The sequence below is a fragment of the Phyllobacterium phragmitis genome, assembly GCF_002980495.1.
GTDB lineage: Bacteria > Pseudomonadota > Alphaproteobacteria > Rhizobiales > Rhizobiaceae > Paramesorhizobium > Paramesorhizobium phragmitis.
Map to the genome: position 1 here is coordinate 154284 of NZ_PVBR01000010.1, position 25242 is coordinate 179525.

The window sequence follows — 25242 nt, forward strand, 5'->3', positions numbered from 1 at the left end:
TGTAAAGAGTTCTGAATAATTTGAGTTGTTCTTCAATAATTCATGAAAGATATGGGAAAGCGACGACCGGGAAAGAACCTCCCAATTAATAGGGGCCTGCATTACATGGCTGTCGGCATCAAATTCCTGCCGCCGTCCGGCAACGGAAAACTCTTGTCGATGAGTGTCGAAATGGCATTGGCGGGCAGCGGCGCGCCGAGCAGATACCCCTGAACGAGATCTGCGCCCGCAGCACCTCTGATGAGAGCAAGCTGCTCCTGCGTCTCCACCCCTTCTACCGTAACGCCGAGCCCCATCTCGTGAGAAAGCTGGGTCACGCCGCGCAGCAGCATAAGCGAGCGCCGATCCGTCGTGATGTCGCGGACGAAGGAACGATCGACCTTGACTTTCGTGAGTGGCAGCGTGTTGAGATAGCTGAGGCTCGAATAGCCCGTTCCGAAATCGTCGAGTGCTACGTTTATGCCGGCATTTTTAAGTTGCTGAAGCACGTTGCAGGTCTTGTTGCGATCGCTGATGATCGCGCTTTCCGTCACCTCGACCTCCAGAAGATTGATCGGCAGGCCTGAATTCCTCAAGGCGGAGGCGATGATGTGGGTGATTTCGCTGTTCTTCAGGTCTATTGCCGAAAGATTGACCGATACGCCGATGCGGTCGCCCCAGTTCCGGCAATCGACGCAGGCTCTCTCCAGCATGAAGCGCGTGATCTCGGTGATGATCCCCATCTCCTCGGCCAGCGGAATGTAATCGGCGGGCGAGATCGGGCCGAGTTCTGGATGATCCCAGCGGGAAAGCGCCTCGCAGGAGACGATGCGAAGCGACTGGGCGCTGACGATCGGCTGGTAGACCACCTTGAGCGAACCGCTGGCAATGGCGCCACGCAAATCATTTTTCAAGCGCTGACGGCTGCGATATTTGACATCCATCGCCTCCTCGAAAATCGCCCAGACCCTGTCCTCGCTTCCCTTGGCCTCGTACAGCGCCAGGTCGGCCTTGATATGCAGGCTCTGGAGATCGAAGCGCGCGGCCGGAGCAAGTGCTATGCCGGCATTCACTTCGACCTGCACACGGTGATCCGATAGCCGGTAAGCTCCGGTTATGGCTTCCAGCAGTTGGTTCATCATCGGCGCTATATCGGTTTCCGATCCGACATCCGGAACGAAGATCACAAACTCGTCGCCGCCGAAGCGTGAAGGAATGAAACGCGTCGGATCCATCTCCCCGAGACGTTCCGCCAGCATCTGCAGCAATTGATCGCCGACATGATGGCCAAGCGTGTCGTTGACATGTTTGAAGTCATTGATATCGAGCACGAGGAGAGCCATTCGCGTGCCGTGCGCCTTGCGCGAAAGCAGGGATTTCACCAGAGATTCGAAATGCATCCTGTTCGGCAGGCCGGTAAGCCCGTCATAGCGGGCCATATGCTGAATTTGCGCCTCGGCTTCGATACGCTGGGTGACGTCTTCGAAGATCAGAACCGCGCCCTCATCGCGGCGCTGGTTGCAGCTGAATTCGATATATCGGCCATCGGCAAACTGGAACAGGTCGCGCTCGCGCCGCCCGGCCAGGAGATCGTCAACCAGCGTCCGGATATTCTGCAGTTTGGAGCGCGGGAAAAGCCCGTGCAACGAGCAGTAACGCAAGACGGTTTGAAGCGAGCGGCCCGCAAGATCGGTATCGGGCGATATCTGCAGAAGCGACACCGCTTTATTGTTGACGACGACAAGCTTCCCGTCCCCGTCGAACATGATCAGGCCCTGCGGCATATTGTTGAGCGCCGCATCGAAACGTCCCGCCACCACCGATAGATCGCGCCGCCCCAGGACCGCGGCAAAAAGGAACTCCCGCAGGCCGTTCGCCATCTGAATATTGCTCAGGAAGTAGGGAATGAGCAGGAAACCGATGATCATGTGGAATGTACTGCCCGCCAGCACAAACCCTGCCAGAACAGGAATGAGGCTGCATGCCGACATGACGATGACGGCGGCGCGCGATGCATAATTGCGGCCGACGATCGAAACAACGGACGCCAGCAGGATTGAAAGGCTGGCAAGCTCGGCGAATGAATCCTTGACGACGTAAGTGCTGAAAAAGCACATCGTCCCCAACAGGGTACATACGGCCGAGGCGCCGAGAAGATAGCGTAATTCCCACTTGTTGAGCTGCTCATGCGTCGGATTGGTCAGAGATGCCCGGTCGAACCGGCTCATGTCGAAAAGACGCGCGAGGGCTACGGCCGTGAATATGCCGGCAAAGACGATGAACGAAGCATTGCCGGTCTTCAGATAAATGACCGCGCAAGCGATCACATGGGCAAGCATTCCGAACCACAGCGTTGCGCGATTTCCGTAGAGCGATCGCACAAAGGAGAGACGGATATCAGGTGGAATTTCTGTTCTGCGGCGGCCAGCCATATTCGATATACGTCCCTTTCCTCGGAACATTATTACAGCAATGGCTTAATAATATATTTCTCAAAAATGAACCATAAGTTGCAAATGACTGCCACCAAGAATTGAATATGGCTATACTTTGCCATCCCTATAATGCCCCAATATACTATTGCAGCATACAGCCCCTCTGGCAACGTCCAAGCTTTTGCCAACAACTACCAGTGGGTTTTTGGATTTCCACAGCGGAACCCCCGATTGCGACGCAACCGGTGAGGCTCTCTAACCCTTTAATTTCAAATGGAAAACCGGTCAGGTTCACCGGCGGAATCCCGATCGAGCGAAGAGGGACCTATTCCGCCGCCACGGCAATCGGCGCCGTTTCCTTCGCGCGCCCCTGCAGGAAATCATCACGCACACGCATGACATGCTCCAGGCTCTTCTGCTTGATATGCCCGAAGCCGCGAATAGCTGATGGATAGGACGCGAAATCGCTGAGCTCATTCAGATCGCGCTTGCCGATCCATCCTTTGATCATCGCGAGATCGGCTTCGTATTGCACCAGCAATTCGCGTTCCATCTTCCGCTCTGCGAGATAGCTGAATGGATCGAAGGCTGTGCCCCTCAACCGCCTCAGCCGGGCAAGCAGCGAAAAGGCACGCATCATGTATGGACCGTAGCGCAACTTCACCGGCTCGCCCTGTGCATTTTTCCCTGCCAGCAATGGCGGCGCCAAATGGAACTCCAACCGGTCGTAGCTCTCGAATTCACGTGAAAGCTGTTTTGCGAAGGAACCGTCGGTATAAAGCCGCGCCACCTCATATTCGTCCTTGATCGCCATCAGCTTGAACAGATTGCGGGCGACGGCCTCGGTAAGGACGGTCGAGCCCGGCTCGGCCGTCGCCTCGTGCCGACGCAGATCCTCGACCTGGTCCAGATAACGCTTCGCATAGGCCGCATCCTGATAATCGGACAGGAAAGCGGCACGCCGTGCAATGATCTCGTCGAGCGTCTGCGCCGTGGGCTGGTCCTCCCCGCCCTTCACCTGGTCGATCAGTTTCTGCACGCTTTGCGGATCATGCGCCGCGCGCCGTCCCCAGCGGAATGCCGCGATGTTCATGTCGACGGCCTGGCCATTCATCCGCACCGCCTGTTCAACGGCATCGGCCGAGATCGGCAGGCCGCCCTCCTGGCAGGCAAAGCCCAGCATGAACATGTTGGCGCCGATGGCATTGCCGAACAATGCGTTCGCCGCCTTCGTCGCATCGAAGAAATGCGCCTTGTCATCGCCCGCGGCGTCGCGGATCGCCCGCTTCAGCCGCTCGACCGGCAATGAGAAATCGGCATTGCGGGTAAATTCGCCGGGCATGATTTCGGCGGTGTTGACGACGAAGATGGTCTCGCCGCGCCGCACGCTCGCCAGAACCTTTTTCGCGCCCGATACCACGAGATCGCATCCGAGAATCAGATCGGCCTTGCCCGCCGAAACCCGGATCGAATGGATATCCGCAGGCGACTTGGCGATGCGGACGTGGCTGAAGACGGAGCCGCCTTTCTGGGCGAGGCCGGCCATGTCGATCATGCCGCAGCCCTTGCCTTCCAGATGCGCCGCCATGCCGAGAACGGCTCCGACCGTTACGACACCTGTGCCGCCGACACCGTCGATGATAGCGGCCCAGCCATGCCTGAGATCCGCCATCCGGGCAGGCGGCACGCCTTCCAACGGATCGGCATCGCCGACAGTGCCTTCCGCCTTGCGCAGTTTCGCCCCATGCACGGTGACGAATGACGGGCAGAAGCCGTTGACGCAGGAAAAGTCCTTGTTGCACCCGGACTGGTCGATGCGGCGTTTGCGGCCGAATTCGGTCTCGGTCGGCTGGATGGACACGCAATTGGATTTTACACCGCAATCGCCGCAGCCCTCGCAGACAAGCTCGTTGATGATGACGCGCTTGTCGGGATCGGGATAGGTGCCGCGCTTGCGGCGTCTGCGCTTTTCGGCGGCGCAGGTCTGGTCGTAGAGCAGCACCGAAACGCCCTTCACCTCGCGTAAGCTCCGCTGCACCGCGTCGAGATCGTCGCGATGATGGATGGTCATCCCGTCAGGGAAAACGATGGAACGGTCGTATTTGCCCGGTTCGTCGGTAACGAGCGCAATCCGCTCGACGCCTTCGGCGCGTACCTGCCTCGCGATGGCATCGACCGTCAGCCCACCCTCATGCGGCTGACCGCCGGTCATGGCGACCGCATCATTGTAAAGGATCTTGTAGGTGATGTTCGTGCCCGCCGCGAGCGCAAAGCGAAGCGCCAGAATGCCCGAATGATTGTAGGTGCCGTCGCCAAGGTTCTGGAAAATATGCGGACGTTTCGAGAATGGCGCCTCGCCGACCCAGTTCGCGCCCTCGCCACCCATCGCGGTAAAACCGACCGTCTGGCGGTCCATCCACAGCGCCATGATGTGGCAGCCGATACCGCCCGAAGCGCGCGACCCTTCGGGCACCACGGTCGAAATGTTATGTGGGCACCCCGAGCAATAATAAGGCGTGCGCCCTGCAATGTCCTTGGTATCCGCAAGCATCGCCTGGAACTGCCGCAATCGCGAAATCCGGTCGGCGATCTCGTCGGAATGGCCGATCACCTTGAGGATGCGTTCGCCGACCGCGATGGCGATGTCATTCGGGTCGAGAGCCCCTTTCACCGGGAAAAGCCAGGCGCCGCGTTCGTCCTTCTTGCCCACCACCGTCGGCTGCATGGCGGTGCCGTAGAGATCCTCGCGAACCTGCACCTCGATCAGCGAACGCTTCTCCTCGACCACGATGATGGTTTCGAGCCCGCGGGCGAAATCCTTGATATGTTCGAGATCGAGCGGCCATGGGCATGCAACCTTGAAAAGCCGGATGCCCATTTGCTGCGCGCGATGCTCGTCGACACCCAGATCGTCGAGCGCCTGGCGTACGTCGAGATAGCTCTTGCCGACCGTGATGATGCCGAGCTTGGCTTTGCGCCCGCCTGAATAGATGATGCGGTTCAGCTTGTTGGCGCGGACGAAAGCCGCCGCCGCGCCACGCTTATATTCATGCAGCCGAGCTTCCTGCGCCAGGAAATCGAGTTCGTTGCGGATATTGAGACCGCCTGACGGCATGTCGAACTCCGGCAGGATGATATTCGTGCGCTCAAGCGAGACATCGACCGACGCCGTCGATTCGATGTTGTCCTTCACGCATTTGAACGCCGTCCATGTCCCCGCGAAACGCGATAGCGCTATGCCGTAAAGTCCATAGTCGATGATTTCCTGGACACCTGCGGGGTTGAGGATGGGGACCATCGTATCGACGAAAAGGAATTCCGTCTGATGCGCATTGGTGGAGGATTCGGCGGTGTGATCGTCGCCCATCAGCGCCAGAACGCCACCATGTCTGGCGGAACCCGCAAGATTGGCATGGCGGAACACGTCGCCTGAACGATCGACGCCCGGCCCCTTGCCGTACCAGACGGAGAACACCCCGTCATGCTTGCCCTCGCCCGTGACATTGGCCTGTTGCGTGCCCCAGCAGGCGGTCGCGGCCAATTCCTCGTTCAGCCCCGGCTGGAACAGGATATCGGCTTTCTCCAATTGCTGGCGCGCTTTCCAGAATTGCTGGTCGAGACCGCCCAGCGGCGAACCGCGATAGCCCGAGATGAATCCTGCCGTGTTCAATCCGGCGAGACGGTCGCGTTCACGCTGCATCAGCAGCATACGGATGACCGCCTGCGGACCGGATACGAAAATGCGCTCCCGCGTCAGGTCGTATTTGTCGTCTAGCGTTATGTCATGCATGGTCATCGGCGTTCCTCCATGCCCGACGACCGATGCCTGAAAGGCCGGTCCGGGCGGGCGCCGGCGGCACCTCCCGAATATCGCCCGTGCCGCCATCCATAATATCAATGTTGGTGTGCCGAGCCCTCGCGTCAAACAAATTCGTTTGTGCAGCGCAATAGCGAAAGAAGCGCCATTTTCTGGAGCTTTTCCGGTCAGTTTACGTCTTGAGAAGGCGTTCAAACGCAACGGCGTTACGCCGGCGTTTTCACCCGATTTTCAGGCGATTCGTAAATCAGCCCTGGAGGCTGTGCCCGCCATCGACGGTGATGATCGTCCCGGTCATGTAGCGGCTCGCATCGGAGGCGAGCATCAGCACCGCACCATCGAGATCCTGCGTCTCGCCGAGCCTGCGCATCGGGTTGCGTCCTTTGAGGAAGCCGCTGGCCGGCCCTTCGAGCACCGCTTCGTTGATCCGGGTCGGAAACCAGCCAGGTGCGATCGCATTGACGCGGATATCATGGCAGGCCCATTCGAGCGCCAGCGCCCGCGTCATCTGTGAAATCGCGGCTTTGGACATCGAGTAGGCGGCAGCCCCCTTCAACGGCCTTTCCGCGAGAATGCTCGTCATGTTGATAATCGTCCCGCCGCATCCCGCGGCGATCAATCGTCTGGCGGCTTCCTGCGCCACGCAGAATGCCCCGGCGACATTGACCTCGAAGACACGTTCGAGCATTTCCCGCGTCGTATCGAGTGCCCGCGCCATCTGCGCCACGCCGGCATTGTTGAAGACGGCCGTCACCGTCCCGAGCTGCGCTTCCGCTTCGTCGAAGGCGCGCTTCACCTCGTCGGCACATGTCACATCGGCCATGATATCGATGATCTCGCCGCAACCCGCCAGGCTGTGGCGCACGGGTGCCTGCGTGCGGGAAATCGAGATCACATTGGCGCCACGCCTTGAAAGCACCTCGACCATCCGCAATCCCAGGCCTGAAGAACCGCCCGTCACCGCTATGGTTTTCCCGGCAACGGAAAGAAGTGCTTCATCGGTCATGAACGGTCACACGCTTGAAAATTCGAGGCTCGACTGAAGGATTCACGAATCCATTCTTAGAGGCTGCAATCTATCGTGACAACTGCAAGGCGCCGACCTTTGCCGGACCATGCGGAGATAGTTCGGTCTTTCCCCGGCATAACTATTCCCTGCTGACGGAATGGCGAGACTGCATCGGTATAGTTCTCTATGATGACAGATAAACTGACGCACGGCCCGTCAAACGGCCTCGTAACGGATGAGGAAGGAGCCGGCTCATGCCTTACAACGAGCGATCGAAGCACATAACCGAGGGCGTGGCCCGATCACCCAATCGGGCGATGTATTATGCCCTGGGCTATGAGAAGGCCGATTTCGACAAGCCGATGATCGGCATCGCCAACGGGCATTCGACGATTACGCCGTGCAATGCGGGTCTGCAGCCGCTGGCCGATGTGGCGGTCGCCGCCGCCAGGAAGGCCGGCGCCAATCCACAGATATTCGGAACGCCCACCATCTCCGACGGCATGGCCATGGGCACGGAGGGTATGAAATATTCGCTCATTTCCCGCGAGGTGATCGCCGACTGCATCGAAACCTGCGTACAGGGCCAATGGATGGACGGCGTGCTCGTCCTGGGCGGCTGCGACAAGAATATGCCCGGCGGCATGATGGCGATCGCACGCACCAACGTTCCGGCCATCTATGTCTATGGCGGCACCATCAAGCCCGGCCGCTGGAAGGGGAAGGATCTTTCCATCGTCTCATCCTTCGAGGCAGTGGGCTCCTATATGGCTGGCCGGATGAGCCAGGAGGATTTCGAAGGCATTGAACGCAATGCCTGCCCGTCGACCGGCTCCTGCGGCGGCATGTATACCGCCAACACCATGAGCTCCTCTTTCGAAGCCCTTGGCATGTCGTTGCTCTATTCCTCGACCATGGCCAACCCCGATCCCGAAAAGATAGAGAGCACGGCGGAATCCGCGAGAGTGCTGGTCGAGGCCGTGAAAACGGGCATCAAGCCACGCGACATCATCACCCGCAAATCGGTCGAGAACGCCGTGGCGCTGATGATGGCGACAGGCGGTTCCACCAATGGCGTGTTGCACTATCTCGCCATTACGCATGCGGCGGAAATAGAATGGACGCTGGACGATTTCGAGCGCATGCGCCGCAAGGTTCCCGTCATCTGCGACCTCAAGCCCTCCGGCAGCTATATGGCGGTCGACCTGCACCGGGCGGGCGGCATTCCGCAGGTGCTGAAGATCCTTCTCAATGCCGGTCTCCTGCATGGCGATTGCCTGACCATCACCGGACGCACGCTGGCCCAAGAACTCGAGCACGTGCCGGATGAACCATCCGCCGATCAGACGGTGATCCGCCCGATAAGCGAAGCGCTCTACAAGGAGGGGCACCTGGCGATCCTCAAGGGCAATCTCGCAACGCAAGGCGCGGTTGCCAAGATCACCGGACTGAAGAGCTCCGTCATCAGCGGTCCGGCGCGGGTCTTCGACGACGAGACCTCGGCAATGGACGCCATCCTCTCCGACAAGATCAGGCCGGGCGACGTGCTGGTGCTGCGCTACCTCGGACCGAAGGGCGGCCCGGGCATGCCGGAAATGCTCAGCCCCACCTCGGCGATCATCGGGCGCGGCCTTGGCGACAGCGTAGGCCTCATCACGGATGGCCGCTTTTCGGGCGGCACGTGGGGCATGGTCGTCGGCCATGTCACGCCGGAGGCCTTTGAAGGCGGCACTATTGCACTTGTCAGGGAAGGCGACACCATCACTATAGATGCCAAAAAGCAACTTCTGCAGCTCGAGGTCGACGAAGCCGAGATCGAACGCCGGCGCGGAGAATGGCGGCAGCCGCCGCCGCGCTATATCAGAGGCGTGCTGGCGAAATTCGCGCAACTGGCAAGGCCCGCCAGCGAGGGCGCCGTTACCGGTTAGGGCCAAAGGAGACGGTAAACGCAACAATGCGCAATAAAATTGTCTCGATCCAAAGTGTTATTGCTTACAAGGTTGATGGAACTGACCTTCGCTGTTATCGAAGCATCAAAACGGATCGACGAGACGTTGGCGGTCGAACGATGACAGGAAGATCATCGGGCTGGCCAAGCCTATAAGGGAAAGCGCCGCATATCCGTCGGGTGGAGTTCTTGGGGAGGAAATCAATGACACTTCTGCTCGGCCTGTCTGGGCTGATCGACCGCGTCAATGAATTCGTTGGCAAAAAGGTCGCTTGGCTGATTTTCCTGGCCGTTGTCGTTAGCGCCACCAACGCCGTGGTGCGCAAGGCGTTCAATGTATCCTCCAACGCCTGGCTGGAACTGCAATGGTATCTGTTCGGCGCGGCCTTCATGCTCGCCGCCGCCTATACGCTGCAGCAGAACGAGCATATCCGCATCGATATCCTCTACGGCAGCCTCAAGCGCCGCACCCAGCACTGGGTCGACCTTTTCGGCCATATCTTCTTCCTGATGCCCTTCGTCATCCTGATGATCGTCTACTTCATTCCCTATGTCAGCCTCTCCTACCGCTCAGGCGAGATGTCATCGAGCGCCGGCGGGCTCATCCTCTGGCCGGCGAAATCGCTTCTCCTCATCGGCTTCCTGCTGCTCGGGCTCCAAGGCATCTCCGAGATCATCAAGAAGATCGCCATCATGCGTGGCCTCATCGACGACCCCACTCCGCATCAGACCAAGGAAGCAATCGTCGAACAGGAAGTCGCGATTGCGGAGAACCGCAATGATTGAATTCATTGCGCAGAACCTTGCGCCGATCATGTTCGCTTCGCTGGTGGTCTTCCTCCTGATCGGCTATCCCGTCGCCTTCGCGCTTGCCGCCAATGGCCTGCTGTTCTTTTGCATCGGCGTCGAACTGGCCCCGTTTTCGAACGGCTCGGTCACGCTGTCATGGCCGCTCCTCTACGCCTTGCCCGAGCGCTTCTGGGGGACGATGTCCAATGACACGCTATTGGCCATCCCCTTCTTCACCTTCATGGGCATCATCCTCGAACGATCCGGCATGGCCGAAGATCTGCTCGATACCGTTGGGCAATTGTTCGGCCCCATCCGCGGCGGGCTCGCTTATGCGGTGATCATCGTCGGTGCGTTGCTGGCCGCCACGACAGGCGTCGTCGCCGCCTCGGTCATCGCCATGGGACTGATCTCGCTGCCGATCATGCTGCGCTACGGTTATGACCGGCGCGTCGCCACCGGCGTCATCGCCGCATCGGGCACGCTGGCGCAGATCATACCGCCCTCGCTGGTGCTGATCATCCTCGCCGACCAGCTCGGGCGCTCGGTTGGAGACATGTATCGGGGTGCGCTGATCCCCGGCATGGTGCTCACCGGACTTTATCTCGGCTATGTCCTTCTGATGTCTGTCTTCTTTCCCAAAACGATGCCTGCTCTGCCGAAAGAGGCGCGCACGCTCGGATCAGGCGTCACATCGCTGTTCGCCGCATCCGTCGTGACCGGCGCCATCGTCTATGGCGCCTATATGCTGCTCATGGGGCACGGCATAGCCAATGCCGGCGTTTGGGCCGCGACCATCGGCATCGTCACCGTCTATGTGGCTACGCTCATAGACAGGAATCTGGAGCTTGGCCTGATGTCGCGGCTTGCACAGCAGGTCGTCATCGTGCTGATCCCGCCGCTGGCGCTGATTTTCCTGGTGCTCGGCACCATCTTCCTCGGCATCGCCACGCCGACCGAGGGCGGCGCCATGGGCGCGGTCGGCGCGCTGCTGATGGCCGCATCGAAGCGCCGCCTCAACATGAGCGTGATGAACCAGGCGCTTGCCTCGACGACGCGGCTTTCCGCTTTCGTCATGTTCATCCTGCTCGGCGCGCGCGTCTTTTCGCTGACCTTCTACGGCGTCAACGGCCATTTATGGGTCGAGCATCTCCTGGTATCGCTGCCCGGCGGCGAGGTCGGCTTCCTGATCGCCGTCAACATTCTCGTCTTCATCCTGGCGTTCTTCCTCGATTTCTTCGAGCTCGCCTTCATCATCGTGCCGCTTCTGGCGCCGGTCGCCGACAAACTCGGCATCGATCTCATCTGGTTCGGCGTGCTTCTCGGCATCAACATGCAGACGAGCTTCATGCATCCGCCCTTCGGCTTCGCGCTGTTCTACCTCAGGTCGGTCGCCGCCAGGGTGCCTTATCTCGACAAGATCACCGGCAAAAAGATCGAACCCGTCAAGACGAGCCAGATCTATTGGGGAGCCGTACCCTTCGTCGTCATTCAGATCGTCATGATTACGCTGACCATCATGTTTCCGCAGATGGTCATGCATTATAAGGGTCCGGTGGTCGATCCGAATTCGATTGATATCCAGATGCCTGAAATGCCTACCTTCGGCGGAGGCGGGCTGGGTCTGCCGCCGATGGACGACCAGAATGGCGGCAGTTCGGGCAACGGCCTCGGCCTCCCCCCGCTCGGCGCGCCCGATACGCAGCCTCCTGCTCCGTCACAGCCTGCCAATCCCGCGCAGCCGGATCTGAACCAGCCGCCGCAATTCGATTGAAGGCACAAAAAAGCCCCGATGCGATGCCGCATCGGGGCTTTTAAAAACAAACCAGCTTAAAGCTTTTTGTTGCGCTGCTGCACCATCATGAACGTGTCGAAATTATATTCCGAGATCTGCTCATAGAGGAAATATTGATCCCGGAAGGCCTTGACCGATTCCCATACCTTCTTGAACTCGGCATTATCGGCCATGATCTCGTCATAAACCTCGTTGGCCGCGTCGAAGCAGGCTCCGAGAATCTCCTGACTGAAGGGACGCAACTTCGCGCCCGATGCCACCAGCCGCTTGATGGCGCCCGGATTGAGATAATCATATTTCTGGAGCATGTCCGCATCGGTCGCTTGCGCGGCCGTCCGCACCAGCGATTTATAGTTCTCCGGCAACGCGTCATACTTGGCCTTGTTGAACATGAGATGGACCGTCGGACCGCCTTCCCACCAGCCGGGATAATAATAATAGGGCGCGACTTTCTGGAAGCCGAGCTTTTCATCGTCGTAAGGACCGACCCATTCGGCGGCATCGATGGTGCCCTTTTCCAATGCCGGATAGACATCGCCACCGGCGAGCTGCTGCGGCACGACGCCGAGCTTTTCGACAACCTTGCCGGCGAAACCGCCGATACGCATCTTGAGCCCCTTCATATCGGCAACCGTGTTGATCTCCTTGCGGAACCAACCGCCCATCTGCACACCGGTATTGCCTGCCGGCAGCGCATGCAGGCCCTGCTTATGGAAGAACTCGTTCATCATATCGATGCCGCCGCCATGATACTGCCAGGCGTTGCGGCCTCGCGCGTTCAGCGAAAAAGGAACGTCGGAGGCAAGTGCCCATGTGGGATCCTTGCCCCAGTAATAATAGGCGACGGTATGACAAAGCTCGACCGTACCGGCAGCCGCGGCATCGGCCGCCTGCAGGCCGGGAACGATTTCACCGGCGGCGAAAACCTGGATCTGGAAATTGCCGTCCGTGGCTTCGGACACATGCTTGGCAAAAACCTCAGCCCCGCCATAGATCGTGTCGAGCGATTTCGGAAACGATGACGTGCAGCGCCAGGTGATTTTCGGATTTGACTGCGCGATGGCCGGTGCGGCCAATGTCGACGCTGCGGCCGCGCCTGCGCCGATAAAGCCGGCATTCCTGATGAACGAACGACGATCCATATACTTCCTCCCAATTATCCCGATGCGAATTACCGATGCCGGACATGAGCGATTTCATGCCCCCTCCGGCCATCGCGGCTTAACATACATGCTCGCATCACGCTGTCCACATTCGCTTGGCGCGATATCATACTTTCGTGCTGGACAGCCTCATCGTCCAGCGACGCGCTCCCCATTGGAAAAATGCCGCTGACAGCTTAAGTTAAGCGAAGTGGAACAATGGTCTGCCTGCGGGCAGGTTTCGGAAAAAGCCGGTCATGTCAAACTCATCGAGACCCCTCGTCGCCGTCACCTCCGATGTGCGTTCTTTTGAAAACTACACCTGGCACGCCGTGCCGGAACAATATCTCACGGCCGCCATCGAAGGTGCCGAGGTCACGCCGCTGATCGTGCCATCCTATGGCGCCGCGCTCGACCTCGATGCCATTCTCAGGTCCGTTGACGGCGTGCTCGTGACAGGATCGAAATCGAATGTGCATCCCTTGCTCTATGGCGCGGAACCGACCGAAGCGCACGAGCCTTTCGACCCCGCGCGCGATGCAACGTCGCTGCCGCTCATCCGCCGCGCCATCGAATTGGGCGTACCGCTTCTGGCGATCTGCCGCGGCATCCAGGAACTCAATGTCGCGCTCGGCGGAACGTTGGCCACTGAAATCCAGGAACTGGCCGACCGCATCGACCACCGCGCACCGCAATCGGACGACCAGGCGGAACGCTTTGCCATCCGCCATCCGGTGCGCATAAAGCCCGGCTCATGCCTTGCTTCCATCATGGAGGCGGACAGTATTCAGGTGAATTCGGTGCATCGGCAGGCGATCGACAGGCCCGCACCGCGCCTCGAAATCGAAGCGACGGCTGAAGACGGCACGATTGAAGCCGTGTCGGTGAAGGATGCAAAGGGCTTTGCCGTCGGCGTCCAGTGGCATCCGGAATATTGGGTTCGCACAGACAGCCCGTCGCGCAAGGTCTTTGCGGCTTTCGGTGACGCTGCGCGCGCCCATAGGGCGGCACGCGACTGTCTGGCCGCCGCCGAATAAAGAGCTAGTTCGCCGCGCCGAGCGCCGACATTGACACCGGCGCCTCGCCGGGTTCGATCGATTCATACTGCAGGCCGTCGCCTTCGGCGAACTCTATCACCGTGCGGCCCTGCCGGTCGGCGAAGACGATGCTGCCATCATCCTGGCGCTGCCACACCACCGCTTGCAGGAGTTGAGGATAGACTGCAAGGCAATCGGCTTCGACGCTGAGCGCGCCGCTTCGGCCGGCAGCACGTTTTTCCGCATGAGCGACGCAAATTCTTTCCTCGCCCGCTGAAGCAAGCACGAACGTTTCGGGGTTAAGCGATGCACGCTGCGTCTCCTGCGGCGCAATCGCCGCAGTCGTCAGCCGATCGACACCCATCTCGGCAGCGCCCTCGTGTGAAGAAAACAAGCCGGACCGGGCAACGCCAGCAAGAAGAAGCACGATGGCCACACCGCCTAATGCAACATTGCGATACATCATTGCCTTCACCCATCTCTTTCTTCGCCGGATCGGGAATGGCGACTTCATAAGAGATGGTAAACAGACGTGGTAAACGCTGCGTTAAGAATTTGCTCAAATACGGCGCTTGACGTTGATCGTCTCCCGCACCGGCGTCAGCGGAGCACCATCCCTGAACCAGGCGACGAGATTATCCACCACGAGATTGGCCATCGCGCGGCGCGTCGCCTGCGAGGCGGAACCGACATGCGGCAGAAGCGTGGCATTCGGCAGATCGATCAGCGCCTGCGGCACATGCGGCTCATCGGCGAAGACATCGAGGCCGGCGGCGGCAATTGTGCCGTTGCCGAGCGCCTTGATCAGCGCATCCTCGTCGACGACGCTGCCGCGCCCGATATTGATGAGAACCCCATCGGGGCCAAGCGCCCGGAGCACGTCCGCATCGATGGATTTCTCCGTTCCGGCGCCTCCCGGCGCAACCGCGATAAGCGTGTCGACCGCCTCGGCCAGAGCCAAAAGAGTGGGATAATAATCATAAGCCACGCCATCGACTTTGTTACGGTTGTGATAGGCGACCGGCAGGCCGAACGCCTCGATCCGCCGACCAATGGCCTTGCCGATCCGCCCGAGCCCGAAAATGCCGATGCCGCGGCCGCGCAGCGACAGTTTCGTCAGCGGATAATTGCCCTGGCTCTCCCACTTGCCCGCCCGCAGCCATGCCTGCGCCTGGGGCAATTCCCTCACCGTATCGAGCAGCAGGCCCAATGCCGTGTCGGCGACTTCCTCGGTCAAAACATCGGGCGTGTTGGTGACCATTACGCTGGCGGATTCGGCAAAAACCGCATCCACCTTGTCGTAGCCGACGCCGAAATTGGCGATGATCTCCAGATTGGGCAGCGCGTCTATGAACGGACCGTCGATCACGGCACTGGCGGCAACGCCGCGCACCCGTGCCGCAAGCTCGGGCGTGACCAGCGCCGGATCGCCCTTGTCCAGTGTCTCGATCCTGAACGCTTTGCCGATGCCGTCGACAGCGTGAGGATGAAGTGCACCGACTACGAGTATCGTCGTTTCATGCGTTCCGGTCATGATTGTTCAATCCTCCCTGACTTTAAGAATCCAGTTGGTATTCAGTTTTACCGGCTTTTCGGCTTGGCTGTCGATTGCCGGATGCGCAGTTCCGGCTTGATGAGTTCCTGGCGCGGCGGTGCGCCCACGCCGTTCAATTGATCGAGCAGCGCGCGCGCCGCCCGCAGGCCTACCTCGCGCTGGCCGTTCCATACGGTGGTCAGCGCCGGGGTGGCGATCGCCGCTTCCTCGAGATCGTCATATCCGGTCACCGAGATATCCTCGCCTGGCACCAGCCCCGCCCTTGCGATCCCGTTCATCAGGCCGATGGCGGTCAGGTCGTTCCAGCAGACAGCAGCCGTCGGCTTGTCGATCAGCGCCAGGAATTGCGGTGCGACCTCGAAGCCGCCCTGCTTGGTGCGCGGTCCCGGAATCCGCCATTCCGGGCTGACAGGCAGTCCGGCCTTTTCCATCGCCACGACATAGCCATGATACCGGTCGCGACCGGTCGAGGTCTGGTCGGTACCGCCGATCATGGCGATCCGCGTGTGTCCGAGCGAAATCAGATGATTGGTGGCAAGCCCGATGCCATAGGAATCGTCGCCGCGAAAAACCGGGACATTGGCCTCCTCGACGGTACGCGCGATCAGCACCACCGGAAGCCCGTTATCCTCGGCAAGCTGGATATCGGCGGCGGGCGTGCCGATGGCAGGCGACATGATCACGCCATCCGCGCCCAACTGCAGAAGCGTGTCGATGAAGGTGCGCTGTTTTTCGAGCTGATCGTAATGGTTCGACAGGATGAAGGTCTGCCGCGACCGGTCGAGTTCCGATTCGATCGACCGCAGGATCTCGGCGAAGAACGGGTTCATGATATCGTGCACGACGACACCGACAATGCCCGAGCGCGATGTCCTCAAACTGGCCGCACGGCGATTATAGATATAGCCTATGGCGCGGGCATGTTCCTTGATCTTGTCCCGGGTCTGGTCGGCCACCAGAGGACTGTCGCGCAGAGCCAGCGAAACTGTTGCGGTCGAAACACCCAGCGCATCCGCTATGGTCGAAAGCTTGATCTTCTGGGCCAACGCGCCTTCCGGACCTTTCCTGAACCGATTTCAAAACAAATCGATTGAATTATTATGCGGGATTTATGCCACCCCGGTCGGGGAAATGAAAGGTTTTTTGCTGTGGCGAAAACCGGGAGAACAGCAAACGGCTCTATGCCACATCCTCTTCGTCCGCGGTCTCATCGGCACCATCCGCATGACGGGCGAGTTCGCGTGCCGACAGATTGATTTCAAGCCGGTTAAGCAATTTCAGAAACGTCTTGCGTTCCTTCTTGTCCAGCCCGCGCAACGCTTCCTTTTCCGTCTTGCGGATGGACTTCTCGATGGTCTTGATGACATCGCGCCCGCTCTCCGTGAGAAAGACATGCGCCTGCCGCTGATCCTTCTCCGACGCCTGTTTGGTGACGAAGCCCTGCGATTGAAGGCGGGCAATGGTCTTGGTCACAGTCGGAGGACGCACGCCCAGACGCTGCGCCAGAATACCCGGAGGCAGCCCGTCTTCCGCGGCCAGCTGTAGCATGATGGCATCTTGTCCGGCGTAAAGCCCATGTTCCAAGAGCCTCGTCGCGAGCGAAGTACGCCCCAATCTTGCGGCCGATTGCAGCCGGTACAAGATGGCCGGTTTCCGTTCCTTGGTCATGCGATCTCCCCCTATAAGCCAGACTCCACGAAGCTGAGCTTCGTCGGATCATAAGTCGGCTTTCCCCTCAGGGCAAATACTTCCGGACAAGTTTTGGCTGTGTCCTTGCCGCCCCATGCCTGCTTCGCTACGCTGGCTTAGGAATGTGACGGGAGAATAACATGCGACTCTGGATACGCGATCCCCTCGCCATCATGGCGCAGTCGGCCGGCGGCGGCATCGTCGTCGAAGACGGCAGGATCGTCGAATTGGTGGCAAGCGGCGACAGGCCGAAAAGCCATGACCGGATCTTCGATGCCAGCCGCCATGTCGTGCTTCCCGGCCTCATCAACACCCATCACCATTTCTACCAGACGCTGACCCGCGCCAACCCCGCAGCCATCAACAAGGAGCTTTTCCCATGGCTGAAGGCGCTCTATCCCATATGGGCAAAGCTGACGCCGGAATCGCTCCGGCTTGCCACGCGCCTCGCCCTGACCGAGCTGATGATGTCAGGCTGCACCACCGCCTCCGACCACCAATATGTTTTCCCGCGCGGACTTGAGCATGCGCTGGACATCCAGGCGGAGGAAGCGCTTGCCCTCGGCATGCGCATGACGCTCAATCGCGGCGCGATGAACCTTTCCGTCAAGGATGGCGGCCTGCCGCCCGACAGCGTCGTGCAGGATGCCGACACGATCCTTGCCGATTGCGAGCGCGTCATCGCCAGATATCATGACCCGTCGGAAGGGGCGATGCTGCAGGTGGCGCTTGCCCCCTGCTCGCCATTCTCGGTGACCAGGGAATTGATGGCCGGAACGGCGGAACTCGCCAAGCGTTGCGGCTGCCGGCTGCACACCCATCTCTCCGAAACGAATGATGAGGACGCGTTCTGCCGCGCGACCTTCGGCTGTCGTCCCGTCGATTATCTCGAAGATGTCGGCTGGCTGGCGGACAATGTCTGGCTGGCGCACGGCATCCATTTCGACGATGGCGAGATGAACCGCCTGGGCAAGGCCGGTGTCGGCGTCGCCCATTGTCCGGCATCGAACATGCTGCTCGCCTCCGGCCAGTGCCGAACACTGGAACTGGAAGCGGCGGGCGTCACGGTCGGGCTCGGCGTCGATGGTTCCGCCTCCAACGACAATTCCAACATGATGGAGGGAGTGCGCCAGGCTCTGCTCGCCAACCGGTTGCGCTATGGTGCTGCCGCCGTCACCCACCATGATGTCCTGCGCTGGGCGACGGAAGGCTCGGCCAGTTGCCTCGGGCGCAGCGATATCGGCCGGATCGCCATCGACATGCAGGCCGATCTCGCGCTCTTCACCCTCGACGAGTTGCGCTTCTCCGGTGCGGGCGATCCGTTGGCCGCCCTGGTGTTGTGCGGCGCGCATCGTGCCGACCGGGTGATGATCAAGGGTAGATGGACGGTCGAGGACGGGATGCCCGCCGGCATCGACGTGGCAAAGCTTCGCCATGAGCATGGCGCAATCGCCAAACTCTTTGCGGAGGCCGTGTGAGATGACCGACAGTAAAACGATCGTCGTCCTGCCGCTTGGCGCCCATGAACAGCATGGGCCGCATCTGCCCTTCGAGACCGATACCATCATCGCCAATGGCATTGCTGCGCGAACCGCCGCAGCCCTCCCTCCCGGTCTCGATGTCCAGTTTCTGCCCGCCGAACCAATCGGCTACTCCATCGAGCACATGGATGTACCCGGCACCAGAACGCTGGCTTTCGCCGAAGCCGTGAACCACTGGATCGGCATCGGCGAAAATCTCCATGCGACGGGCACCCGAAAATTCGTGCTCTTCAACGCCCATGGCGGCAATTCCCCGCTGATGACCATCGTCGCGACCGAACTGCGCGTCCGCCTAAACATGCTCGCCGTCGCCACCAGTTGGACCCGCTTCGGCCTGCCCGAAGGTTTGATCGATCCGCAAGAAAAAGCCCTCGATATCCATGGCGGCTTCATCGAGACCTCGGTGATGCTGGCGCTCAGGCCGGATCTGCTCACCATGGAAAAAGCCCGTGATTTCCCCAATGCGCAGAGCCAATTCGCCAGAGATTTCCGCTATCTGCGCGCCTATGGCCCACACGCCTTCGGCTGGAAAATGCGCGACCTCAACCCCGATGGCGTGGCGGGCAACGCCGCCCGCGCCAGCGCCGAAGCTGGCGAAAAGCTGATCGCCCATGCGGTGGCGGAATTCATCGATCTCTTGCGCGATGTCGACCGCTTCGACTTAGCTCTTTTCCAAGACAATTCTTGATTAGATAGGCAAACGGAATGCGCCTCAGCCGAAGCTTCTTTTTCCTCGCGGTCTTCGCTCTGTTCTGGGTGACGACTATCCCCTTCATCGATCTCGGCAATCGTGATGTGCTGCTTGCTCAGGAAGGCGGAAACGTCAATCACCAGATCGCGGTCCTGCTGCTGCTTGCGATGTCGATCGGGATATTTTGGCAAAATGGAAGGGTTGCGCTTTCGACTATTTCAGCAGCGATGATTTGTGTGCTCCTGTGGCAGTTTTTTACAGTCATCACTTCCAATCATCCTGATCTGTCCATTCGCCGCTACATCCTCAACCTCGCGGTAACAATTATCACGTTCGCCTGGATCCTGTCGCCCGTGGATACGGCGCAATTCCGCCGCCTATTATGCTACGGGGCTGCCTTTGTCCTGGGGCTTGCCTATTTCGGCGTTATGTTCCTGCCGGATCTTTCCATCCACAACATGAGCGATGTTACCGAGCTTAACACCGCCGGATCCTGGCGAGGCCATTTCGTCCATAAGAATATCGCCGGCCCAGCCATGGTGGTTATGATCCTGTATTGGCTCTATCTTGCCGGAACGACGGAAAAACCCTTCGCCCGGATCGCCTATTGGGTCTGCGCTGCCCTTTCACTGAATTTTCTCTTTCATACCAACAACAAGACTTCGATTGGCCTCCTCGCCGTCATGTTTTTGCTGGCGGCCCTTATCCGGCGCGTCAAATCCTTCCCTTTGCAGATGATGCTGGCCTTCGTTCCCATTGCGCTGATGGATTTACTGACCCTCGGATCGGTTATCTTCAAACCCATCGGCGATTTGGTGGCCACCACCTTCACGAACCGGACGGAAATCTGGCGCTTCGCTATAAATCGGCTCCAGGAGCATCCTCTGATGGGTTACGGCTTTGAGGCCTTTTGGGCGACATCCGATCTTCGGGGCGCTTTCCAGGAGACATGGGCGGCCGAGGCCGGCCATGCTCACAATGGCTTGCTCAACGTGGCGATGTCGAGCGGCCTTATCGGCGTGATTTTGACCCTCTGGTGGGTCTATCTTAACCCCTTAAGGGATTTCAATAAGAGCCAGAAGACAGATAACGACCCTTACTTGGCGCTGCTTTATCTCAGAATCTGGCTGTTCATGATGCTCTACGCCAATCTGGAGTCCCCGTTCTTCGTGGGACGAGGCCCGATCTGGTTCGCACTCTTGGGAGCGATGCTCGGCTTGAGCCTCCATGCAAGAACGCGTCAAGTCACCGATCAAGCGCCCATTAAGCTTCCAGTGACCGGCAGGGGGAAGGAGCCCATCCTATCCGAACGAGCTGCCAGGTGAGATAAGCCCCCCGGCTGCGAAGACGTTTATTGTTCATGTTCGTAAGCACCGCGATCAACAGTCGTTCCAATGACGCGGGGATTCCCCACATAGTCAATAATGCTGGCCGTGGGAATCCCCAGTGCGGCATCGAAATGGCCGCTACCAAGACGGATCTTTGGACTTGCGCGGATTGGAATGATCGAAGAACAGCATGGAGTTTCCCTCTGAAACATCAATTCTAATGATCTTCCTCGAATGAGGTCGGTCACGAACAATGCAAACTGGATTCCAGCAAGGGGGGATAAACTCGTCCCCTGCGTCCATGTAGCCTGGTTTTAAGGAACCATGCCGGCGCCTTCTTCCGCAGATCTTTATAACTATCCTGGCACTGCGGCTGGCATGAATGTGATGAGAGGGAGCGTAATATTATAGCATTGCATATGGCATTCGCCCTGCCCTTCCCTTATATGAATTCTCCAATCCTGAGCATTTTCCAGTCAGGCGTCGCAACGCCAAAGAGGCCAAGAGAATGAGCCAAGCCCAAACAACGCAATCCGCCGCCGACACCGCCACGCAGGCGGTCGCCCAGATCCCCGTCACCGTCATCACCGGCTATCTCGGTTCCGGCAAGACGACGCTTTTGAACCGTATCCTCACCGAGAATCACGGCAAGCGCTATGCGGTGATCGTCAATGAGTTCGGCGAGATCGGCATCGACAATGATCTGATCGTCGAGTCGGATGAAGAAATCTACGAGATGAACAATGGCTGCATCTGCTGCACGGTGCGCGGCGATCTGATCCGTGTCGTCGAGGGCCTGATGCGCCGCCCCGGCCGCTTCGATGCGATCATCGTGGAGACGACCGGCCTTGCCGATCCGGTGCCGGTCGCCCAGACGTTTTTCATGGATGACGACGTTCGCACCAAGACCGTGCTGGATGCCGTCGTCGCCCTTGTCGATGCCAAGCATTTGCCGCTGCGCCTGAAGGACAGCCGCGAGGCGGAAGACCAGATCGCCTTCGCCGACGTGGTTCTCCTCAACAAGACCGATCTCGTCACGCCGGAGGAACTGGCGGATGTCGAGGCGACGATCCGCGCCATCAACCCCTATGCGGTCATCCACCGTACCGAGCGCGCCAACATCCCGCTCGACCGGGTTCTCGACCGCGGCGCCTTCGATCTGAAGCGCGCGCTGGAAAACGATCCGCATTTCCTCGATCATGATCATCCCGATCATGTCTGCGGCCCGGATTGCGACCATGATCATCATCATGACCATGGGCACGATCATCATCACCACGATCACCATGCGCATAGCCACCATCATCATGACCATGCCTCGCCCATCCATGACGTGACCGTCACCTCGGTTTCTCTGCGCTCCGGCGAAGTCGATCCGGAAAAATTCTTCCCCTGGATCCAGAAGATCACGCAGGAGCAAGGGCCGAACATCTTGCGCCTCAAGGGCATCATCGCCTTCAAAAACGACGCGGACCGCTATGTCGTGCAGGGCGTCCACATGATCATCGAGGGCGATCACCAGCGCGCCTGGAAGGACGGCGAAAAGCCAGAAAGCCGCCTCGTCTTCATCGGGCGGGAACTCGACCACGATGCCCTGAAAGCCGGCTTCGAGAACTGTAAATAAAACATGCCGACAGTAGCCCCGCTTGACCTGACCGGCCATTGCGTTTCCACACGCTTTATATCCGGCATCCCTTTCTACGCGCTTGCCGATGGAACCATCCACCGCCTCGACAATGGCCATAAGGTCACGGAAGCCCATGACGGGCTTCTGTGCGCCACCCGCGAAAACGATGGAAAATCACTGCTGACCGGCGGCGAGGATGGCCGCATCTGCCGCACCGGAGCGGACGGCGAAGCGGAGGAACTGGCATCCGTTCCGCGCAAATGGATGACCTCAGTCGCATCGGGACCACAGGGCGCCGTCGCCTTCGCTTCGGGCCGCAACGCCTGGGTACGTGAAGCGGATGGCAAGGTCAGAGAGTTCCAGCATCCGCGCAGCGTCGAGGGCGTCGCCTTTGCTCCGAAAGGCATGCGGCTCGCCATCGCCCGTTACAATGGCGTAACGCTGCACTGGGCGGCCACCGACAGCAAACCGGTGGAGCTTGAATGGAAAGGCGCGCATACCGGCGTGATGTTTTCCCCCGATGGCCGTTTCCTCGTCACCGCCATGCAGGAAAACGCCTTGCATGGCTGGCGGCTCGAAGACAACCGCCATATGCGCATGACCGGCTATCCCGGGAAGGTCAAGGACTGGTCGTGGAGCGTCAAAGGCAAATGGCTCGCGACCTCAGGCGCACCTGCGGCGGTCGTCTGGCCGTTCTCCGGCAAGGATGGCCCCATGGGCAAGGCGCCGATGGAACTAGGCTTCCGCGCCGACGCCATGGTGAGCGCGGTGGCCTGTCACCCCTCGGAGGACATCGTCGCGGTGGGCTATTCCGACGGCATGATCCTCGTCATCCGCTTCGCCGACCAGAAGGAAGTGCTGCTCCGCCGCCCCGGCAAGGGCGCGATCACCTCAATGGACTGGGACGAAACCACCCGCCGGCTGGTATTCGGATCGCAGGCGGGCGATTGCGGCGTGGTGGATATTACGGTTTAGAAGGGGCTTGGTTAAAACAGAGCCAAGCGCCCTCGCCCTTCGAGGCTCCGTTCCGCTTCGCTTCACTACGCACCTCAGGATGAGGGCTACTGGAGCGCCGACGCCCCTTCACCCTCATGGTGAGGTGCGAATGAAGCGAAGCGGAATGAGCCTCGAACCACGAGGGTGAAGGGGAGCATGCTTGGCGCATACTCCCCTAACCAACTACACCAACGCTGGATAATCAATATACCCCTTGGCCCCGCCGCCATAGAACGTCGTGTTATCAGGCGTATTCAGTTCCGCATCTTCCTTGAACCGGCGCACAAGATCCGGATTGGCGATGAACGGCTTGCCGAAGGCGACGAGATCGGCGCGGCCTTCCGCGACCACTTCTTCCGCCAGCTTCCTGTCATAGCCATTGTTGACCAACCACGCGCCCGTGCCGCCCGCATCGCGGTAAGCCGCCTTGAACGCCGCGTAGTCGAAAGGCTTGTCGCCTTGGCTGTAATCGCGCGGACCGCCGGTCGCCCCTTCGATCACATGCACATAAGCCAGACCGTAGGACGCAAGTTTATAGGCCACATAGTCGAAAAGCGGCTGCGGGTCCGGATCGGATGCATCATTGGCAGGTGTGACTGGCGAAAGGCGGATGCCGGTGCGGCCCGCTCCGATCTTGCTCGCAATGGCATCGACCACCTCAAGCAGGAAGCGGGCGCGGTTCTCGATCGAGCCGCCATACTCGTCGGTGCGGTGATTGCTGCCCGAGCGCAGGAACTGGTCGATCAGATAGCCATTGGCCGCATGGATCTCCACCCCGTCGAATCCGGCCTCTTCAACAGCGGCTCTTGCCGCTTGGGCGTAATCCTCGACGATGCCGGGCAGTTCGCTCTTCTCCAGAGCGCGCGGCTCCGATGTCTCCGTAAACGAGCCATTGCCCTCGGCGTCGATGAGATAGGTCTTCGACTTTGCACGGATTGCGGAAGGCGCAACCGGCTTGTCCCCGCCGGGCTGCAATGAATCATGCGAAATGCGCCCGACATGCCAGAGCTGCACGACGATTTTGCCATCAGCGGCATGAACCGCGTCGGTCACTTTTTTCCAGCCCGCCAGCTGTTCGGGTGCATAGAGGCCCGGCACATCGGCATAGCCCTGCCCCTGCTGGGTGATGGCCGTAGCTTCGGTGATGAGCAGCCCTGCCGTCGCGCGCTGCTTGTAATAGGTGACGCTCATATCGGTCGGCACGGCGTTGGGCGAACGGTTGCGCGTCAGCGGCGCCATGACAAGGCGGTTGGCAAGCGCGAGATCGCCGGCTTTGATCGGGTCAAACAGTGTGGTCATCGATATGCCTTTCATGAGGAGAACTTCAAAGGTCGGAGAGCGAGTCGAGAAAAGCCGCTATGGTTTCCTCGTTGCGTTTGTAGAATATCCATTGCCCGACGCGGCGCGTGGTCACGAGTTCGGCGCGGGCAAGCGTCGCCAGATGCGCCGACACCGCCGATTGCGACAGCTCGCAACGCCGTTCGATCCCGCTGGCGCATACGCCCATTTCGAACGGATGCTCCTGGGTGAAATGCTTCTCCGGCTCCTTCATCCAGTTCAGCATGTCGAGCCGGACGGGGTGCGCCAGCGCTTTGAGGATTTCATCGCGGTGTGTCATGGTTCATCTGCATTCATCGGGTTCATTCGATATATATATCGCGCCAACCCGATATGAAGGGCATCCGTTCTCACATTGCCGTGAAGGAAAGCACGGCGTGTCCCTGAGCTTGTCAGAACTAGGCTCAGGACCTATTAATTTTCTTGCGGATCGGTTTTCGGTGTGATTCACAGTCTCCATTGAAGGAGGCTGCGATGGGTGATTTGTTTCTGCTGAGCGAGCGCCAGATGGCGCGGATATCGCCGC

Annotated in this window: 19 protein-coding genes; 9 read left to right on the forward strand and 10 right to left on the reverse strand. The window is 59.6% G+C overall.

Annotated features, from left to right (window positions below; all coding sequences use genetic code 11):
* Positions 1-101 precede the first annotated feature (101 nt).
* The 3 genes from C5748_RS15245 to C5748_RS15255 form a co-directional block, all read right to left on the reverse strand.
* A complete protein-coding gene (locus C5748_RS15245) occupies positions 102-2411 on the reverse strand; it encodes a putative bifunctional diguanylate cyclase/phosphodiesterase (RefSeq protein WP_105742816.1) in 2310 nt (769 codons plus the stop codon).
* A 328-nt stretch (positions 2412-2739) separates the two neighbouring features.
* Positions 2740-6210, reverse strand: coding sequence for an indolepyruvate ferredoxin oxidoreductase family protein (locus C5748_RS15250; RefSeq protein ID WP_105742784.1), 3471 nt, complete (start codon positions 6208-6210; stop codon positions 2740-2742).
* Positions 6211-6478: 268 nt separating this feature from the next.
* On the reverse strand, positions 6479-7237 hold the full coding sequence (locus tag C5748_RS15255) for an SDR family NAD(P)-dependent oxidoreductase (RefSeq protein WP_105742785.1): 759 nt from the start codon (positions 7235-7237) through the stop codon (positions 6479-6481).
* Positions 7238-7494: 257 nt separating this feature from the next.
* Between C5748_RS15255 and ilvD the strand changes: the two genes are divergently transcribed.
* From ilvD to C5748_RS15270, 3 genes are all read left to right on the forward strand, one after another.
* Positions 7495-9168: a dihydroxy-acid dehydratase gene (ilvD, locus tag C5748_RS15260; protein WP_105742786.1), complete on the forward strand. Its 1674-nt coding sequence runs from the start codon at positions 7495-7497 to the stop codon at positions 9166-9168.
* Positions 9169-9392: 224 nt separating this feature from the next.
* Positions 9393-9974: a TRAP transporter small permease subunit gene (locus C5748_RS15265; protein WP_105742787.1), complete on the forward strand. Its 582-nt coding sequence runs from the start codon at positions 9393-9395 to the stop codon at positions 9972-9974.
* Positions 9967-11751: a TRAP transporter large permease gene (locus C5748_RS15270; protein ID WP_105742788.1), complete on the forward strand. Its 1785-nt coding sequence runs from the start codon at positions 9967-9969 to the stop codon at positions 11749-11751. Before C5748_RS15265 ends, C5748_RS15270 begins: the two co-directional genes overlap by 8 nt.
* A 56-nt stretch (positions 11752-11807) precedes the next feature.
* On the opposite strand, the gene C5748_RS15275 is transcribed toward C5748_RS15270, so the two are convergent.
* Entirely contained in the window at positions 11808-12914 is a 1107-nt protein-coding gene (locus C5748_RS15275) for a TRAP transporter substrate-binding protein (protein WP_105742789.1), read from the reverse strand.
* Between the two features lie 257 nt (positions 12915-13171).
* On the opposite strand from C5748_RS15275, the gene C5748_RS15280 reads away from it, so the two are divergent.
* Positions 13172-13951, forward strand: coding sequence for a gamma-glutamyl-gamma-aminobutyrate hydrolase family protein (locus tag C5748_RS15280; protein ID WP_105742790.1), 780 nt, complete (start codon positions 13172-13174; stop codon positions 13949-13951).
* A 4-nt stretch (positions 13952-13955) separates the two neighbouring features.
* Here C5748_RS15280 and C5748_RS15285 read toward each other — a convergent pair whose 3' ends face one another.
* The 4 genes from C5748_RS15285 to C5748_RS15300 form a co-directional block, all read right to left on the reverse strand.
* Positions 13956-14417 carry an AprI/Inh family metalloprotease inhibitor gene (locus C5748_RS15285; protein WP_146119530.1) on the reverse strand — a complete coding sequence of 154 codons (462 nt, stop codon included), beginning with the start codon at positions 14415-14417 and terminating at the stop codon, positions 13956-13958.
* A 93-nt stretch (positions 14418-14510) separates the two neighbouring features.
* Positions 14511-15485 carry a 2-hydroxyacid dehydrogenase gene (locus C5748_RS15290; protein ID WP_105742792.1) on the reverse strand — a complete coding sequence of 325 codons (975 nt, stop codon included), beginning with the start codon at positions 15483-15485 and terminating at the stop codon, positions 14511-14513.
* Between the two features lie 47 nt (positions 15486-15532).
* Positions 15533-16552 carry a LacI family DNA-binding transcriptional regulator gene (locus C5748_RS15295; RefSeq protein ID WP_105742793.1) on the reverse strand — a complete coding sequence of 340 codons (1020 nt, stop codon included), beginning with the start codon at positions 16550-16552 and terminating at the stop codon, positions 15533-15535.
* A 133-nt stretch (positions 16553-16685) separates the two neighbouring features.
* Positions 16686-17174, reverse strand: a complete 489-nt coding sequence (locus C5748_RS15300) for a MarR family winged helix-turn-helix transcriptional regulator (protein WP_105742794.1) — start codon at positions 17172-17174, stop codon at positions 16686-16688.
* Positions 17175-17335: 161 nt separating this feature from the next.
* Here C5748_RS15300 and C5748_RS15305 point away from each other — a divergent pair, with 161 nt between their 5' ends.
* The 5 genes from C5748_RS15305 to C5748_RS15325 all read left to right on the forward strand — a co-directional run bounded on the left by C5748_RS15305 (position 17336) and on the right by C5748_RS15325 (position 23357).
* The gene (locus tag C5748_RS15305; RefSeq protein ID WP_105742795.1) at positions 17336-18673 is read left to right on the forward strand and encodes an 8-oxoguanine deaminase; all 1338 of its coding nucleotides are present in this window, start codon (positions 17336-17338) and stop codon (positions 18671-18673) included.
* Position 18674: 1 nt separating this feature from the next.
* Positions 18675-19424: a creatininase family protein gene (locus C5748_RS15310; RefSeq protein ID WP_105742796.1), complete on the forward strand. Its 750-nt coding sequence runs from the start codon at positions 18675-18677 to the stop codon at positions 19422-19424.
* 17 nt (positions 19425-19441) lie between these two features.
* The gene (locus tag C5748_RS15315) at positions 19442-20752 is read left to right on the forward strand and encodes an O-antigen ligase family protein (RefSeq protein ID WP_105742797.1); all 1311 of its coding nucleotides are present in this window, start codon (positions 19442-19444) and stop codon (positions 20750-20752) included.
* Positions 20753-21263: 511 nt separating this feature from the next.
* On the forward strand, positions 21264-22379 hold the full coding sequence (locus C5748_RS15320) for a CobW family GTP-binding protein (protein WP_105742798.1): 1116 nt from the start codon (positions 21264-21266) through the stop codon (positions 22377-22379).
* Positions 22380-22382: 3 nt separating this feature from the next.
* The gene (locus C5748_RS15325; RefSeq protein ID WP_105742799.1) at positions 22383-23357 is read left to right on the forward strand and encodes a WD40 repeat domain-containing protein; all 975 of its coding nucleotides are present in this window, start codon (positions 22383-22385) and stop codon (positions 23355-23357) included.
* Between the two features lie 204 nt (positions 23358-23561).
* On the opposite strand, the gene C5748_RS15330 is transcribed toward C5748_RS15325, so the two are convergent.
* Together C5748_RS15330 and C5748_RS15335 are read right to left on the reverse strand one after the other, a co-directional pair.
* Positions 23562-24677 carry an alkene reductase gene (locus tag C5748_RS15330; protein WP_105742817.1) on the reverse strand — a complete coding sequence of 372 codons (1116 nt, stop codon included), beginning with the start codon at positions 24675-24677 and terminating at the stop codon, positions 23562-23564.
* A 25-nt stretch (positions 24678-24702) separates the two neighbouring features.
* Positions 24703-24996 carry an ArsR/SmtB family transcription factor gene (locus tag C5748_RS15335; RefSeq protein ID WP_105742800.1) on the reverse strand — a complete coding sequence of 98 codons (294 nt, stop codon included), beginning with the start codon at positions 24994-24996 and terminating at the stop codon, positions 24703-24705.
* Positions 24997-25242: the final 246 nt, after the last annotated feature.